Below are 11,850 nucleotides of genomic sequence, written 5' to 3' on the forward strand. Positions count from 1 at the left end.
ATCCGGCTTCCCGCGGCATCCCTCGCCGGTCATGTCTTCGCGATGCGGGGCGGACCGCGCCCTCGCCCCCGGTAAACTGTCCGGACGGACTGTTACTGAAGCTGACGCACGAGGAGGGTGGATGATCACCAGCCTCGCGATCTTCGCGGCGGCCTCGGTTCTCACACCGTGGCTCACGAAGCGCCTCGGCCGACGGGTCTTCCCGCTCATCGCCCTGGTTCCGGCCGCGATCTTCGTCGTGCTGCTGACCTGGCTGCCGGGCGTGCTCGCGGGCACGCCCGTGGTCGAGTCGGTCTCGTGGATCCCCGAGCTCGACATCGCGCTGAGCTTCCGCATGGACGCGCTCGCGCTGATCCTCTCGCTCGTGGTCACGGGCATCGGCGCGCTCGTGCTGCTCTACTGCACCTGGTACTTCGCCGACGACGAGCCCGCGCTCGGCCGCTTCGCCGCGCTGCTGCTCGCCTTCGCGGGCGTCATGCTGGGCCTCGTCACCTCCGACGACGTGTTCGTGCTGTTCACGTTCTGGGAGGCCACGAGCGTGCTCTCGTACCTCCTCATCGGCCACTACACGGGCCGCAAAGAGAGCCGTGGTGCGGCGCTGCAGGCGCTCACGGTCACGACGTTCGGCGGCCTCGCGATGCTCGTCGGGCTCGTGCTGCTCGCCGTCGAGGGCGGCACGACGTCGCTCTCCGAGCTCATCGCGCACCCCGTCACGGGCGCTGCGGCCGAGTGGGGCATCGCCCTCGTGCTCGTGGGCGCGATCTCGAAGAGCGCGCTCGTGCCGTTCCACTTCTGGCTCCCGGCGGCGATGGCGGCCCCGACCCCGGTCAGCGCCTACCTGCACGCGGCGGCGATGGTCAAGGCGGGTGTCTACCTCGTGGCCCGCCTGGCGCCCGGGTACGCCGACCTCGAGGTGTGGCATCCGATCGTCATCGCGCTCGGCGTGCTCACGATGCTCGTCGGCGGCTGGCGCGCCCTGCGTCAGTACGACCTCAAGCTGCTGCTGGCCTACGGCACCGTGAGCCAGCTCGGCTTCCTCGTGATCGTCACGGGCTTCGGCACGCGCGACGCGGCCCTCGCGGGCATCGCCCTGCTGCTCGCGCACGCCATGTTCAAGGCGACCCTGTTCCTCACGGTCGGCATCATCGACCACTCGGCCGGCACGCGCGACTGGCGCAAGCTGTCGGGCCTCGGGCGACGGATGCCGGTGGTCACCGTGATCGCGACCCTCGCCGCCGCGTCGATGGCCGGCATTCCTCCCCTGCTCGGGTTCGTGGCGAAGGAGGGCGTGCTCACCGCCTTCATCGACGCGACCGCCGAGGGCGGCTCGGTCGCGACCTGGGCGTGGATCGCGCTGGTCGGCGTGGTCGCGGGCTCGGTGCTGACCTTCGCCTACACCGCGCGCTTCCTCTGGGGCGCCTTCTCGACGAAGCCCGACGTGACACCGACGCCGTTGCACGCGCCGGGCGCCGCGATCTCGATCGCCCCGGCGGTGCTCGCCGTCGGCAGCCTCGTCGCCGCGTTCGCGATCGGGTTCATCGAGCCCCTGCTCACGGCCTACGCCGACGAACTGCCGGGCGCACAGGACACGCACCTCGCCCTGTGGCACGGCTTCGAGCCCGCGCTGTTCATCTCGCTCGGCATCTTCGCCGTCGGCGGGCTGCTCGTGTGGGGTCGTCGCGAGGTCGCTCGCCTGCAGGCGGCCGTCGTGCCCATGGTCGACTCGAGCCGCGGCTACCTCGGAATCGTGTCGGTGGTCGACCGCACGGCCGCGGCCGTGACGACCGCGATCCAGTCGCGCGGCCTGCCCGGTTACCTCACGATCATCATCGCGGTGTTCATCGGCGGCCTCGGCACGGCGACGATCCTGAACTCCGACTGGCCGGCCGAGATCCGCCTCTGGGACTTCACCTCGCAGCCGTTCATCGCGTTCGTGATGTGCGTCGCGGCGATCGCGGCCGTCATGGTCCGCCAGCGCATGGCCGCGGTGCTGCTCGTGAGCGTCACCGGCTACGGGCTCGTGCTGCTGTTCGGCATGTCGGGCGCCCCCGACCTCGCCCTCACGCAGGCGCTCGTCGAGACCATCGTCATCGTCGTGTTCGTGCTCGTGCTGCGCCGGCTGCCCAAGCAGATCGCCCAGCGCAACCCTCCGGTGCACAAGCTCGCACGCGGCGTCATCGGCGGTCTGGCGGGCATCGTGATGGGCGTGATCGGACTCGTCGCGCTCGGCGCCCGCATCGAGCCGACCATCGCGGGCGGCCTGCCGGCACTCGCGCTCGAGGCCCACGGCAAGAACATCGTGAACGTGATGCTCGTCGACATCCGCGCGTGGGACACCCTCGGCGAGATCTCGGTGCTCGTGGCGGTCGCGACGGGCGTCGCGAGCCTCATCTTCGTCTCGGGCCGCACGGGCGGGGCGCCCCGCCTCGACGACGGCGACCTGGGCCTCGATCGGCGCGACCGCATGCGCCCGCTGCCCGAACCCGCGTCGAGCATCCGCGCCCCTCGCACGAGCCTCGAGAACACCGACGGCGAGACGGATGCCGCGGCCGAGGCCGCCTCGACCAGGCAGACGTGGCTGCTCGCGGGCCGCAAGATCTCCCCGCGCAACCGCTCGATCCTCATCGAGGTGCTCGTGCGCCTGCTCTTCCACCCCGCGATCGTCGTCTCGGTGTTCCTCCTCTTCGTCGGCCACAACGCGCCGGGCGGCGGGTTCGCGGGCGGCCTCCTCGCCGGCCTCGCGCTCGTGGCGCGCTACCTCGCCGGTGGGCGCTACGAACTCGGCGAGGCCGCGCCCGTCGATGCGGGGCGCCTGCTCGGCACGGGCCTGCTGCTCGCCGCCGGCACCGCGACCGCCTCGCTGTTCTTCAGCGGCGTGCCGCTCGAGTCGGCCTGGTTCGAGACCGAGGTGCCGGTGCTCGGCACGATCTCGATCGGCACCTCGACGCTCTTCGACATCGGCGTGTACCTCGTCGTCGTCGGGCTCGTGCTCGACATCCTCCGCTCGCTCGGCGGCGAGGTCGACCGGCAGCAGGAGCACGCCGACGAGGACGTCGACGACCCCGAGCCCGCTCCGACCGAGGGGGCCCGCGCATGACCGGCTCACTCACCCTCGTGGTGCTCATGGCCGTGATGTTCGGCGCCGGCATCTCGATCATGCTCGAACGCAGCCTCACTCGCGTGCTCATCGGGTTCCTGCTCGTCGGCAACGCCGTCAACGTGCTCATCTACCTCATGAGCGGCGCGCCCGGGCTGGCCCCCATCCTCGGCGAGGGCGTCGACCCCGACGAGATCTCCGACCCGCTGCCGCAGGCGTTCGTGCTCACCGCGATCGTGATCAACCTCGGCATCACGGCCTTCATGCTCGCCCTCATCTACCGCTCGTGGTGGCTGGCCCAGCTCGGCGCCAAGGGCGACCTCATCGACGACGAGGAGGAGGACCTGCACGACGCCGAAGAGACGGCCGACCTCATCCGCATCTCCGCCGCCGACGACGCGGCGATCCAGGAGCTCATCGAGGCCAGCGACGAGGAGCCCGACGAGGACCTCGAGTTCGAGGCATCCGCCCGTGACCGCGCCGAAGCCGGACGCGACGACCGCACCGATCGGGAGGCCGACCGATGACCGCCGCGCTCGTGCCCCTCGTGGTGCTGCTGCCCCTGCTGGGCGCGGCTTCCGCCCTGATCCTCGGGCGTCACCGTCGCGCGCAGATGCTGGTCAGCACGGCCGTCCTCGCCGCCGTCGTGGTCATCGCCTCGGTGCTGCTCGCCGTGGTCGACGCGGGCGAGCCGATCGCGGTGAACGTCGGAGCCTGGCCGGCGCCCTTCGGCATCGTGCTCGTCGTCGACCGGCTCTCGGCGATCATGCTGCTCGTGTCGGCGATCGTGCTGCTCGTGGTGCTCGTGTACGCGGTCGGGCAGGGCGTGGCCGACCGCCACCGCGAGACCCCGGTCTCGATCTTCCACCCGAGCTACCTGATCCTCTCGGCGGGCGTGTTCAACGCGTTCATCGCGGGCGACCTGTTCAACCTCTACGTGGGGTTCGAGATCCTGCTCTCGGCGAGCTACGTGCTGCTCACGCTCGGCGGCACGGGCGAGCGCATCCGCGCGGGTGTCACGTACATCATCGTGAGCCTCGTGTCGTCGCTCTTCTTCCTCAGTGCGATCGCGCTCATCTACGGCGCCACGGGCACGGCCAACATCGCGCAGCTCTCGGTGCGCATCGCGGAGCTGCCCGACAACGTGCAGCTCATCCTGCACCTGCTGCTGCTCATCGCCTTCGGCATCAAGGCGGCCGTGTTCCCGCTGTCGTTCTGGCTGCCCGACTCGTACCCGACCGCGCCCGCGCCGGTCACGGCGGTGTTCGCGGGCCTGCTCACGAAGGTCGGCGTCTACGCGATCATCCGCACCGAGACCGTGATCTTCTCGGAGCAGGACCTCTCGTTGCTGCTCATGGTCATCGGCGGGCTCACGATGGTCATCGGCATCCTGGGTGCGCTCACGCAGGCCGACATCAAGCGACTGCTCTCGTTCACGCTCGTGAGCCACATCGGCTACATGATCTTCGGCATCGCGCTCGGCACCCAGCTCGGCATGGCCGCCACGATCTACTACGTGGTGCACCACATCACGGTGCAGACGACGCTGTTCCTCACGACCGGACTCATCGAACGCATCGGCGGGGCGACCTCGATCAACCGGCTCGCGGGCCTGCTGAAGGCCTCGCCGTTCCTCGCGATCCTGTTCTTCATCCCGGCGCTGAACCTCGGCGGCATCCCGCCGTTCTCGGGATTCCTCGGCAAGACCGGCCTGTTCCTCGCGGGCGGCGAGCAGGCCGCGGCCGACCCCGGCACGGCCTGGCTCGTGTGGGTCGTGATCGCCGCCGGCGCGATCACCTCGCTCATCACGCTGTACGCCCTGACGCGGTTCTGGAACATGGCGTTCTGGCGCGGACGCGACGAGCTCGACGGCTACGAGTCGGTGCTGCTCGGATCGGTGCAAGAGGCCCCCGAGGGCGCCACGGTCACCGCGACGAAGACCACGCCGCGACTCATGGTGGCCGCGACGACCGTGCTCGTGGTCGTCACGGTGCTGCTGACGGTGTTCGCAGGCCCCATCTTCGGGCTGGCCGACCGCGCGGCCGAGAATCTCATCGACCCGTCGGTCTACGTCTCGATCGTGTTCCCGGGAGGTGTGCAATGACGACCGGCACGTCGACGGATTCGGTCCCCACGGTCAACCGGTGGTGGAGCGTGTGGCGCCAACTGCCGCTGCTCGTCGCGCTCGTCGCGCTCTGGTGCTTCCTGTGGGATCACATCGACCTGCTCACGATCGTGTCGGGCATCGTGCTCGCGGTGCTCGTGACCCGCACCCTCTACCTGCCGCCCGTGCTGCTCAGCGGACGGTTCAACCCGTGGCGCGGCCTGCTGCTCGGACTCCGCATGATGTTCGACGTGGTCGTCGCCTCACTCCAGGTCGCGTGGTTCTCGATCAACCCCTGGTGGAAGCCGATGAACGCGATCATCGCCGTGCAGTTGCTCACCCGCTCCGACCTGGTGACCACCCTCACCGCCGAGGCCATCTCGGTCGTGCCCGGCACGGTCGTCGTCGACATCGACCGCGAGCGCGGCCTGCTCTACCTGCACGCCCTCGGCACGCGCACCGCCGCCGACCTCGAGCGCACCCACCGCGAAGTGCTCGGCACCGAGGAGCGCATCGTGCTCGCGATCGGCACGCACGCGCAGGCCGCATCCGTGCGCGCCGCACGCCGGGAGCGCCGGGCGCAGGCCCGGGCCGCGGCGACCGGCGACATCCGCTCGAACACCGTCGTCGAGAAGGACACCCGTTCGAAGGAGGAGAGATGAGTTTCCTCACGCTCGCGAGCATCGTCGCGGGCATCATGTTCGGCATCGGCGCGATCACCGCGGTGGTGCGCATCATCAAGGGCCCGTCGATCCTCGACCGCGCCCTCGCCACCGACGTGCTGCTCGCGATCGCGATCTGCGCGCTCGGTGCCGAGATGGCCGTCAACAAGCACACCGACACGCTCGTGGTGCTGCTCGTGCTCGCGATGTTCGCCGTCGTCGGCTCGATCTCCATCGCGCGCTACATGGGAAAGCAGGACGCCTCATGAGCGCCGCCGAGATCGCCCCCCACGACCCGCCCTGCTCACGCCGGAGGTCCGCGATGAGCGCCGCCGAGATCGCCCCCACGACCCGCCCTGCTCACGCCGGAGGTCCGCGATGAGCGCCGCCGAGATCGCCGTCGGCCTGCTCATCGTGGTGAGCGGGTTCCTGTCGATGGCCGCGGGCATCGGCATCGTGCGCTTCCCTGATGTGCTCACGCGACTGCACGCCGCGACGAAGCCGCAGGTGCTCGGGCTCGCCGCGGTGCTCGTCGCGATCGTCGTGCAGGTGCCGACGTGGGGCGTGGTCACCACGGTCGTGCTCATCATGACGTTCCAGCTGCTCACCCAGCCGATGACCGCGCACATGCTGGGGCGCGCCGCCTACCGCAGCGACCACGTGCGCCGCGACCTGCTCATCGAGGACGAGCTCGACCGCGACATCGCCGCGCACGACCAGCCGGGCCGGGGCTGAGGTTCAGCCGGCACTGGGTGTGGAGTTCGGCGCTTTGCGGCGGTGTTCCGTGGTCACTGTGTGTCGCTCGTTGTCGTCGCCGGGGAGCCTCGCGGTCGTTGCTCCAGTGTCCGCAAGGGATCCGCCAGCGGGCGCCCATCGGCCCGTAGACGAGCCGTCTTTTTCGTAATACGATTTTGGTATGGGTGGTGAAGAGACGATCAACGGCGTTCCGGTTACCGAGGAGCAGATCTCGGCCTGGGCGGCGGAAGCTGAAGCCGGGTACGACATCGACGCACTCAAGCGGCGAGGACGTGGGCGACCTGGGCGCGGAGCGGAGCCCGCGCAGGTAGTCGCTCTACGTCTCACAGCGGAGGAACTCGCCGTTCTCGATGCCCGTGCTGCACGGGAGCACAAGTCGCGCTCAGACCTGATCCGTGAAGCGATCGCCGCGTACGCGGCGTGAAGGTTCACGACTCCGCACTCAAGCACGGCATCGATCCCGAGGACGCCATCCGGGCCGCCGGCCGGGCACTGTGGATCGAGGATCTCGACGACGACTCGCCTGCGCGTCAACTCCGACTCGGGTTCGACAGGCAGGGGCGCCTCTTGGAAACGGTTGTTCTGGTCTTCGACAGTGGCAACGAACTCGTCATTCATGCAATGAAGGCTCGCCCCCAGATGCTCGATCTCCTGCCGTAACAGCCGACGCCCTGGCAACCGCTCAGGGGCTTCAACAGCCCGTAGGCGGATCCGCTCGCGGGCCCGCTGGATGATCTGCGAGGTGGCCGCCGTGTCACGATGAGTCCATGCGAAGCGCCGTCCAACTCATTCGATCCAGCACGCTCAGCGATGTCGCCCAGTACGCCTACGCAGCGACAGCACCAAAGACTCCCGCTACATCTTTCTCGCCGGCGCATGCCCTCTCGACGACGGGACCATCGCCGCGGTCGGCGACTACGCGGTCCAAGCCTTCCGGTGCATCGCGACGATGAAGGAAGCGCTCGAGGCCGCCGGAGCAGGAATCGAGGACGTGATCAGCACGCGCGTCCTGGTCGCTTCCTCGAACCGGTCCGATCTCGTCGCAGCTTGGGACGTCGTTCGTGACGCGTTCGGCGATCACGACGTGCCCAGCACCCTTTTCGGAGTCACGGTCCTTGGATACGACGACCAGCTCGTCGAGATCGAAGCGGTTGCAGCAGTCACCGACTGACCCGCCAGTAGTGACCGAGAGCGGGTCCATCTGCGGGTGCCGAGATGGTTGAGAATGAGGTGGCGGGAAGGCGGCGGCCGAGCGGCGGCTCACTGGCGGCGTCGTGGCGTGGTGCTGAGGAGGCGGGCGGAGCGAGCATGAGACCCATGAACACCACACGAATCATCGACCTTCGTCAGGAGTACGGCTGGACCCAGGAGCGGCTCGCGACTGAGAGCGGCGTCGGGCTTCGAACGATTCAGCGGTTGGAGGCCGGGCAGGACGCCAGCCTGGAGACGTTGTCCCTTGTCGCTGAGGCGCTTCGCGTCTCCGTTCGAGACCTTTTCATCGCGATCGATGACGCTGACCTCGGAAACCGTGTTGAGTCCCTGCAGTCCCGGACAGAGGATCAGCAGGCCGCCCGCGACCGGCTCACCGGCGCGTGGCGGTGGCTCTATATCGGAATCGGCGTGGTCCTCACCTTGGTCAGCTTCACGCTCGGTCAGTACGGGCTTGTTGTTTTCCTCGCCTACTGGACTGGTGGGTACCTGATTCTCGTCGCGATACGAAGGATTTACCTCGAACCGCGACTCGAGGAGAAGTACCCGCTCTCGCGGAGTAAGAAGCAGCGCCGATCGCAACGTGCGCCTCTGACCGATTCGAAACCGGCCACGGAGGCGCCGCTCGAAGCACAGCCGTGAGCCTCAAACGTGTCCGTTCGCCGATCGCTCATCGACTCGAGGGGCAGTTTGCGATCGTGTTCTCTAATCTCGAATGATGGCTGCCTTCAAGTTCGATACTGTGCTCAGCCGTCAGGACACGGCCGAGGTCGTCGCCGCTGTCGAGTCGCTGGGAACTAAGCGTCGCTTATCGGGACGGGGCGTGTATCAGGGCGGCGGAAAGGGGCGGCAGTTCCGGTTCGCCGTCGACGAAGCTGAGCAGTGGTGGGTACTCGAGTACGAGGACGGCCGCCGCGGGACCTACCGCGACGGGATCGTTGACTTCGGCGGGCGAGACGAACCGCACGAGGCGGACTTCTTCAGGCCGTTGCCGCAGACGCTTCAACTGCTGTGGCCGACGCGGATTCTGACATGGGCCAACCCGCACGGAAGTTTCTATCCGGTTCTCGTCCAGCACGTCGGACGTCGCTCACTTTTGTTCACCTTCGAGCACATCGACGACCCTGCATTCCGGCAGACGCTCGTCGTCGATCAGGAAACGGGGATCGCGAAACGTCTTATCGGATACGACTACGGGATCATTCTGACGAGCATCGACTCGCTCAGCGCTTGGTCGCCCACAGAGAATCCCACATTCGAGGCCATCACCGGCCCGGTCCCGACGAACTACTGACGCCGGTGGGGGACACCACCCGCGCACCGCTCTCGTTTCGGGAATCGCGCCCCTCAGGAATCCTTCATCGGACTCCGTGCGACGTCGTTGCGCGGCAGGCGTCTGGACGTTTGCCTTGGCTAATCTGACTCTCATTCAGTAGCGGCTCGCTGCCCTCGGTTGCCGCGGGAGGCCTTGGTCCGGGGTGCGCGTACACGAGAGGGTGACGATCGGCGCGAGTGCGAGACGGTCAGACCGGCGGGTGACGCCCGTCTGCTCACGTAGCGTCCGTGGATACGATCACACTTGATCAGGAGCAGTCGCTTCCGGCGAAGCCTTCGACACTGGATGAAGACCATGACTGGATGGTAGCCGTTCGAGAGGAGTCGTGGCTTGTGGGTGCCACACGACCAGATCACTCGGCAGGAAGCCGGCGCCCGCACGCCCGTGGAGTCTCAAAATGACTGATCTCCTTCCTAATGGGTTTGTCATCCCAACCGGAAACTATGCCCACGTTCACGGGCAATGGTTTCTGGCTCATATTCCGATGATGTGGCGTGGCCATGACCACCTGACGTTGTCGATGGTCGCATCGCCAGAGCAGACCGCAGCACAACCCTGGGTGGCAGAGAGCTCAACCTCCGCTTACCTTGACAGTAACCGGGCCATGTTCCTGCCTGACACCTACTTCGATGTTGAATACTCCGACGTTCAGGAGTACGTGCACGCGGAAGTGACATGTGAATATCAGGGTCAGCCGTTCCGCGTCGGTGTTCTCAACACACCGGCTGGTGACGCAGCCCGTTGGGGTGTGCCGCTCACCGCCTCGCATTTCATGGTTGAACTCGTGTACACCGGCGATGACCTCGATTGGATCCGCCAACAGGGTATTTTCAGGTCCCAAGACCCACGTGGACTCTGGGACCCATGGTCCGGACGGGTGCCTACGGCTGAGATCAGCAAAGTGCAGGCGCTGATTGAGCAGCTGCATCTGCCCACCGGTGAAAATCTGATGTGACGAGCGTCACTGGCCTTCGCTCATTGTCCGTACGGCGGTCGCTGATCGAACCGCCACAAGGGGATCCCTCAGTGAGCCAGGGGCATCCGGGTACAGTGCGCAGATGGCCCCATGCCCCAGATGTCACCAGGGAACAGTCGGGACGTACGTGCTCGACGTCGCAAGTAGACGGATGCAGATCTGCGACGAGTGCGAAGCGGTCTGGCCCGATGGTGCGGTGCTTGAGGTTCCGGGGTTCGCGCAGCTTTACGAAGTCTTCACTGCACAGGGTCTAACGGAGTCTTGGGAACATCTCACCGAAGTTGACGAAGTCGGCGAGACCTCTTCGGTCTGACTCGTCCGCGGGAAGGGATCGGTTGCCGCGACGTTGCGCAGACGATGCGCTGCACGGTTGGGAGCTCGAGTGGCGGGTCGTCGGTGTACCAGTAGTACTCAAGGGTGATCAGCCGACCGTCTTCTACCCACAGCAGGATCCCGCCAATAGCGTCGCCGCTTTCGTCGACAACCTCGACCTGAGCATCGTTGCTCATGGATCGGTAGGGACCATTCGCGCGGACAATCTTCTGGACCTCGGAGGGGATGTCAAGTTCGAGCATCGTGACGGGGCCACTCACCGCGCGCAGAGCCGAAATCTGATCCCGCATGGCGGCGGTGAGCTCGCCGCCAGTGACGATCAGGGTTCGCTCGAGCACTCGGCGCACCTGAGCGAGAGAAGGCGTCTCCATCATGACCTCAACCATGGCACTGCAGCGGTGATCGATCCGCCTGCGGGCTGCGATGCGGAGACTTCTATTGAAAGCGCAAGTCGTCGCAGCTCAGTCCTCAGTCCAGTGCTCCCGGCCCGTTGATCGATATCGTGGCCATGACCGCAGCATGAGCTGGTTCGCGGCGTTGGAAGATCTGGGGTCATTCGCAGGTGCGGGAAGGGGCTGATCGGTTCTGGAGACGATCAACACGCTCGTTGAGCTCGTTGCTGGAATCGCGGGCCTGGCCGTCGCTCTATGGCTCTTCTTCAAGCGGAGTGAACATGCGCGTCGAACGAAGGATCGGCTCGACCAACTGCCCAGGCGCCTCGGCGAGACCACAGCGCGAGATTCGACTCCCCGGACGTTCGCGTGGGTTTCTATTTTCATGATGGCTCTATCCGTCTGGCTCATCATTGACGCGGCTCGACGGCTACTCATGGGGTAGGTCTCCAGACGTACACGATGCCATCCCACAAACGGATCCTCAGCTGGCTACGCGCAGAGGAAGACAGGCCCTAGACGCCGAACAGCCGCCAGGCGTAGAGAAACACGCCTGCGATCACCACGAACCCGACCGAGGAGGTCGCAGTCGTCCGAAGCACCTTCAGCCCGGTGCCGACCGCGACCGCGAACGCGGTACCCGTGACAGCCAGCCAAAGGACGACGAGCAGGAACGAAGCAAACCCGACACCGGACAGTTCCTCATCGGCATTCATCGCGGCCTGGCGGTCGCCGTTCTCTTGGTAGGCCGCGACATACCCCAGTGCTCGTCCAGGCTCAACGCGAGCAGCCCCGACAGGTAGAACGTGGCGAGGATCGACACGAAGGCGAGCACGATGAGCCAGCCAGTGCCTGACGTCGAGGACTTCTGGCCCATTGGACCGGACTTCACTCGCGGCTCAGCGGGCATGATCGAAGCTCATTGTCGTTGCCCATGACGTGACCCTGATCGCTTCACCATCCTTCAGTGTATGGGGAACCCGAA

General features: G+C 66.8%; 14 protein-coding genes and 1 pseudogene. 12 read left to right on the forward strand and 3 right to left on the reverse strand.

Annotated features, from left to right (window positions below):
- Positions 1-121 precede the first annotated feature (121 nt).
- The 12 genes and pseudogenes from ATC03_RS17115 to ATC03_RS17165 all read left to right on the forward strand — a co-directional run bounded on the left by ATC03_RS17115 (position 122) and on the right by ATC03_RS17165 (position 10,119).
- Positions 122-3,097 carry a Na+/H+ antiporter subunit A gene (locus ATC03_RS17115; RefSeq protein ID WP_067879750.1) on the forward strand — a complete coding sequence of 992 codons (2,976 nt, stop codon included), beginning with the start codon at positions 122-124 and terminating at the stop codon, positions 3,095-3,097.
- Complete coding sequence (locus tag ATC03_RS17120; RefSeq protein ID WP_067879753.1) at positions 3,094-3,624, forward strand: NADH-quinone oxidoreductase subunit K; 531 nt, start codon at positions 3,094-3,096, stop codon at positions 3,622-3,624. Before ATC03_RS17115 ends, ATC03_RS17120 begins: the two co-directional genes overlap by 4 nt.
- Complete coding sequence (locus ATC03_RS17125) at positions 3,621-5,201, forward strand: Na+/H+ antiporter subunit D (protein WP_067879756.1); 1,581 nt, start codon at positions 3,621-3,623, stop codon at positions 5,199-5,201. Before ATC03_RS17120 ends, ATC03_RS17125 begins: the two co-directional genes overlap by 4 nt.
- Complete coding sequence (locus tag ATC03_RS17130; protein ID WP_067879759.1) at positions 5,198-5,863, forward strand: Na+/H+ antiporter subunit E; 666 nt, start codon at positions 5,198-5,200, stop codon at positions 5,861-5,863. Before ATC03_RS17125 ends, ATC03_RS17130 begins: the two co-directional genes overlap by 4 nt.
- Entirely contained in the window at positions 5,860-6,132 is a 273-nt protein-coding gene (locus ATC03_RS17135; RefSeq protein ID WP_067879762.1) for an MrpF/PhaF family protein, read from the forward strand. Before ATC03_RS17130 ends, ATC03_RS17135 begins: the two co-directional genes overlap by 4 nt.
- 109 nt (positions 6,133-6,241) lie before the next feature.
- Complete coding sequence (gene mnhG, locus ATC03_RS17140) at positions 6,242-6,598, forward strand: monovalent cation/H(+) antiporter subunit G (RefSeq protein ID WP_067879764.1); 357 nt, start codon at positions 6,242-6,244, stop codon at positions 6,596-6,598.
- 181 nt (positions 6,599-6,779) lie between these two features.
- Positions 6,780-7,043 carry a ribbon-helix-helix domain-containing protein gene (locus ATC03_RS19875; RefSeq protein WP_074401088.1) on the forward strand — a complete coding sequence of 88 codons (264 nt, stop codon included), beginning with the start codon at positions 6,780-6,782 and terminating at the stop codon, positions 7,041-7,043.
- The gene (locus ATC03_RS17145) at positions 7,040-7,279 is read left to right on the forward strand and encodes a BrnT family toxin (RefSeq protein WP_067879767.1); all 240 of its coding nucleotides are present in this window, start codon (positions 7,040-7,042) and stop codon (positions 7,277-7,279) included. Before ATC03_RS19875 ends, ATC03_RS17145 begins: the two co-directional genes overlap by 4 nt.
- Before the next feature lie 107 nt (positions 7,280-7,386).
- Positions 7,387-7,790: pseudogene (locus tag ATC03_RS17150) on the forward strand (RidA family protein).
- Between the two features lie 44 nt (positions 7,791-7,834).
- Complete coding sequence (locus tag ATC03_RS17155; protein ID WP_227820149.1) at positions 7,835-8,470, forward strand: helix-turn-helix transcriptional regulator; 636 nt, start codon at positions 7,835-7,837, stop codon at positions 8,468-8,470.
- A gap of 76 nt (positions 8,471-8,546) precedes the next feature.
- Positions 8,547-9,122 carry a hypothetical protein gene (locus ATC03_RS17160; protein WP_152031000.1) on the forward strand — a complete coding sequence of 192 codons (576 nt, stop codon included), beginning with the start codon at positions 8,547-8,549 and terminating at the stop codon, positions 9,120-9,122.
- A gap of 439 nt (positions 9,123-9,561) precedes the next feature.
- Entirely contained in the window at positions 9,562-10,119 is a 558-nt protein-coding gene (locus tag ATC03_RS17165) for a hypothetical protein (RefSeq protein WP_152031001.1), read from the forward strand.
- Positions 10,120-10,412: 293 nt separating this feature from the next.
- Here ATC03_RS17165 and ATC03_RS17170 read toward each other — a convergent pair whose 3' ends face one another.
- The 3 genes from ATC03_RS17170 to ATC03_RS20650 form a co-directional block, all read right to left on the reverse strand.
- A complete protein-coding gene (locus ATC03_RS17170; protein WP_152031002.1) occupies positions 10,413-10,847 on the reverse strand; it encodes a hypothetical protein in 435 nt (144 codons plus the stop codon).
- Between the two features lie 533 nt (positions 10,848-11,380).
- Positions 11,381-11,581, reverse strand: a complete 201-nt coding sequence (locus ATC03_RS17175) for a hypothetical protein (RefSeq protein ID WP_067879781.1) — start codon at positions 11,579-11,581, stop codon at positions 11,381-11,383.
- Positions 11,578-11,757 carry a hypothetical protein gene (locus tag ATC03_RS20650; RefSeq protein WP_161490355.1) on the reverse strand — a complete coding sequence of 60 codons (180 nt, stop codon included), beginning with the start codon at positions 11,755-11,757 and terminating at the stop codon, positions 11,578-11,580. Before ATC03_RS20650 ends, ATC03_RS17175 begins: the two co-directional genes overlap by 4 nt.
- Positions 11,758-11,850 lie beyond the last annotated feature (93 nt).

Source organism: Agromyces aureus (assembly GCF_001660485.1).
In the GTDB taxonomy this organism is placed as follows: Bacteria; Actinomycetota; Actinomycetes; order Actinomycetales; family Microbacteriaceae; genus Agromyces; species Agromyces aureus.

Coding starts and splice junctions, on each gene's coding strand:
- ATC03_RS17130 (WP_067879759.1), top strand. CDS start 5,198: ATGACGACCGGCACGTCGACGGATTCGGTCCCCACGGTCAACCGGTGG.
- ATC03_RS17155 (WP_227820149.1), top strand. CDS start 7,835: ATGGTTGAGAATGAGGTGGCGGGAAGGCGGCGGCCGAGCGGCGGCTCA.
- ATC03_RS17170 (WP_152031002.1), bottom strand. CDS start 10,847: ATGATGGAGACGCCTTCTCTCGCTCAGGTGCGCCGAGTGCTCGAGCGA.
- ATC03_RS17115 (WP_067879750.1), top strand. CDS start 122: ATGATCACCAGCCTCGCGATCTTCGCGGCGGCCTCGGTTCTCACACCG.
- ATC03_RS17120 (WP_067879753.1), top strand. CDS start 3,094: ATGACCGGCTCACTCACCCTCGTGGTGCTCATGGCCGTGATGTTCGGC.
- ATC03_RS19875 (WP_074401088.1), top strand. CDS start 6,780: ATGGGTGGTGAAGAGACGATCAACGGCGTTCCGGTTACCGAGGAGCAG.
- mnhG (WP_067879764.1), top strand. CDS start 6,242: ATGAGCGCCGCCGAGATCGCCGTCGGCCTGCTCATCGTGGTGAGCGGG.
- ATC03_RS17165 (WP_152031001.1), top strand. CDS start 9,562: ATGACTGATCTCCTTCCTAATGGGTTTGTCATCCCAACCGGAAACTAT.
- ATC03_RS17160 (WP_152031000.1), top strand. CDS start 8,547: ATGGCTGCCTTCAAGTTCGATACTGTGCTCAGCCGTCAGGACACGGCC.
- ATC03_RS17135 (WP_067879762.1), top strand. CDS start 5,860: ATGAGTTTCCTCACGCTCGCGAGCATCGTCGCGGGCATCATGTTCGGC.
- ATC03_RS17125 (WP_067879756.1), top strand. CDS start 3,621: ATGACCGCCGCGCTCGTGCCCCTCGTGGTGCTGCTGCCCCTGCTGGGC.
- ATC03_RS17175 (WP_067879781.1), bottom strand. CDS start 11,581: ATGAATGCCGATGAGGAACTGTCCGGTGTCGGGTTTGCTTCGTTCCTG.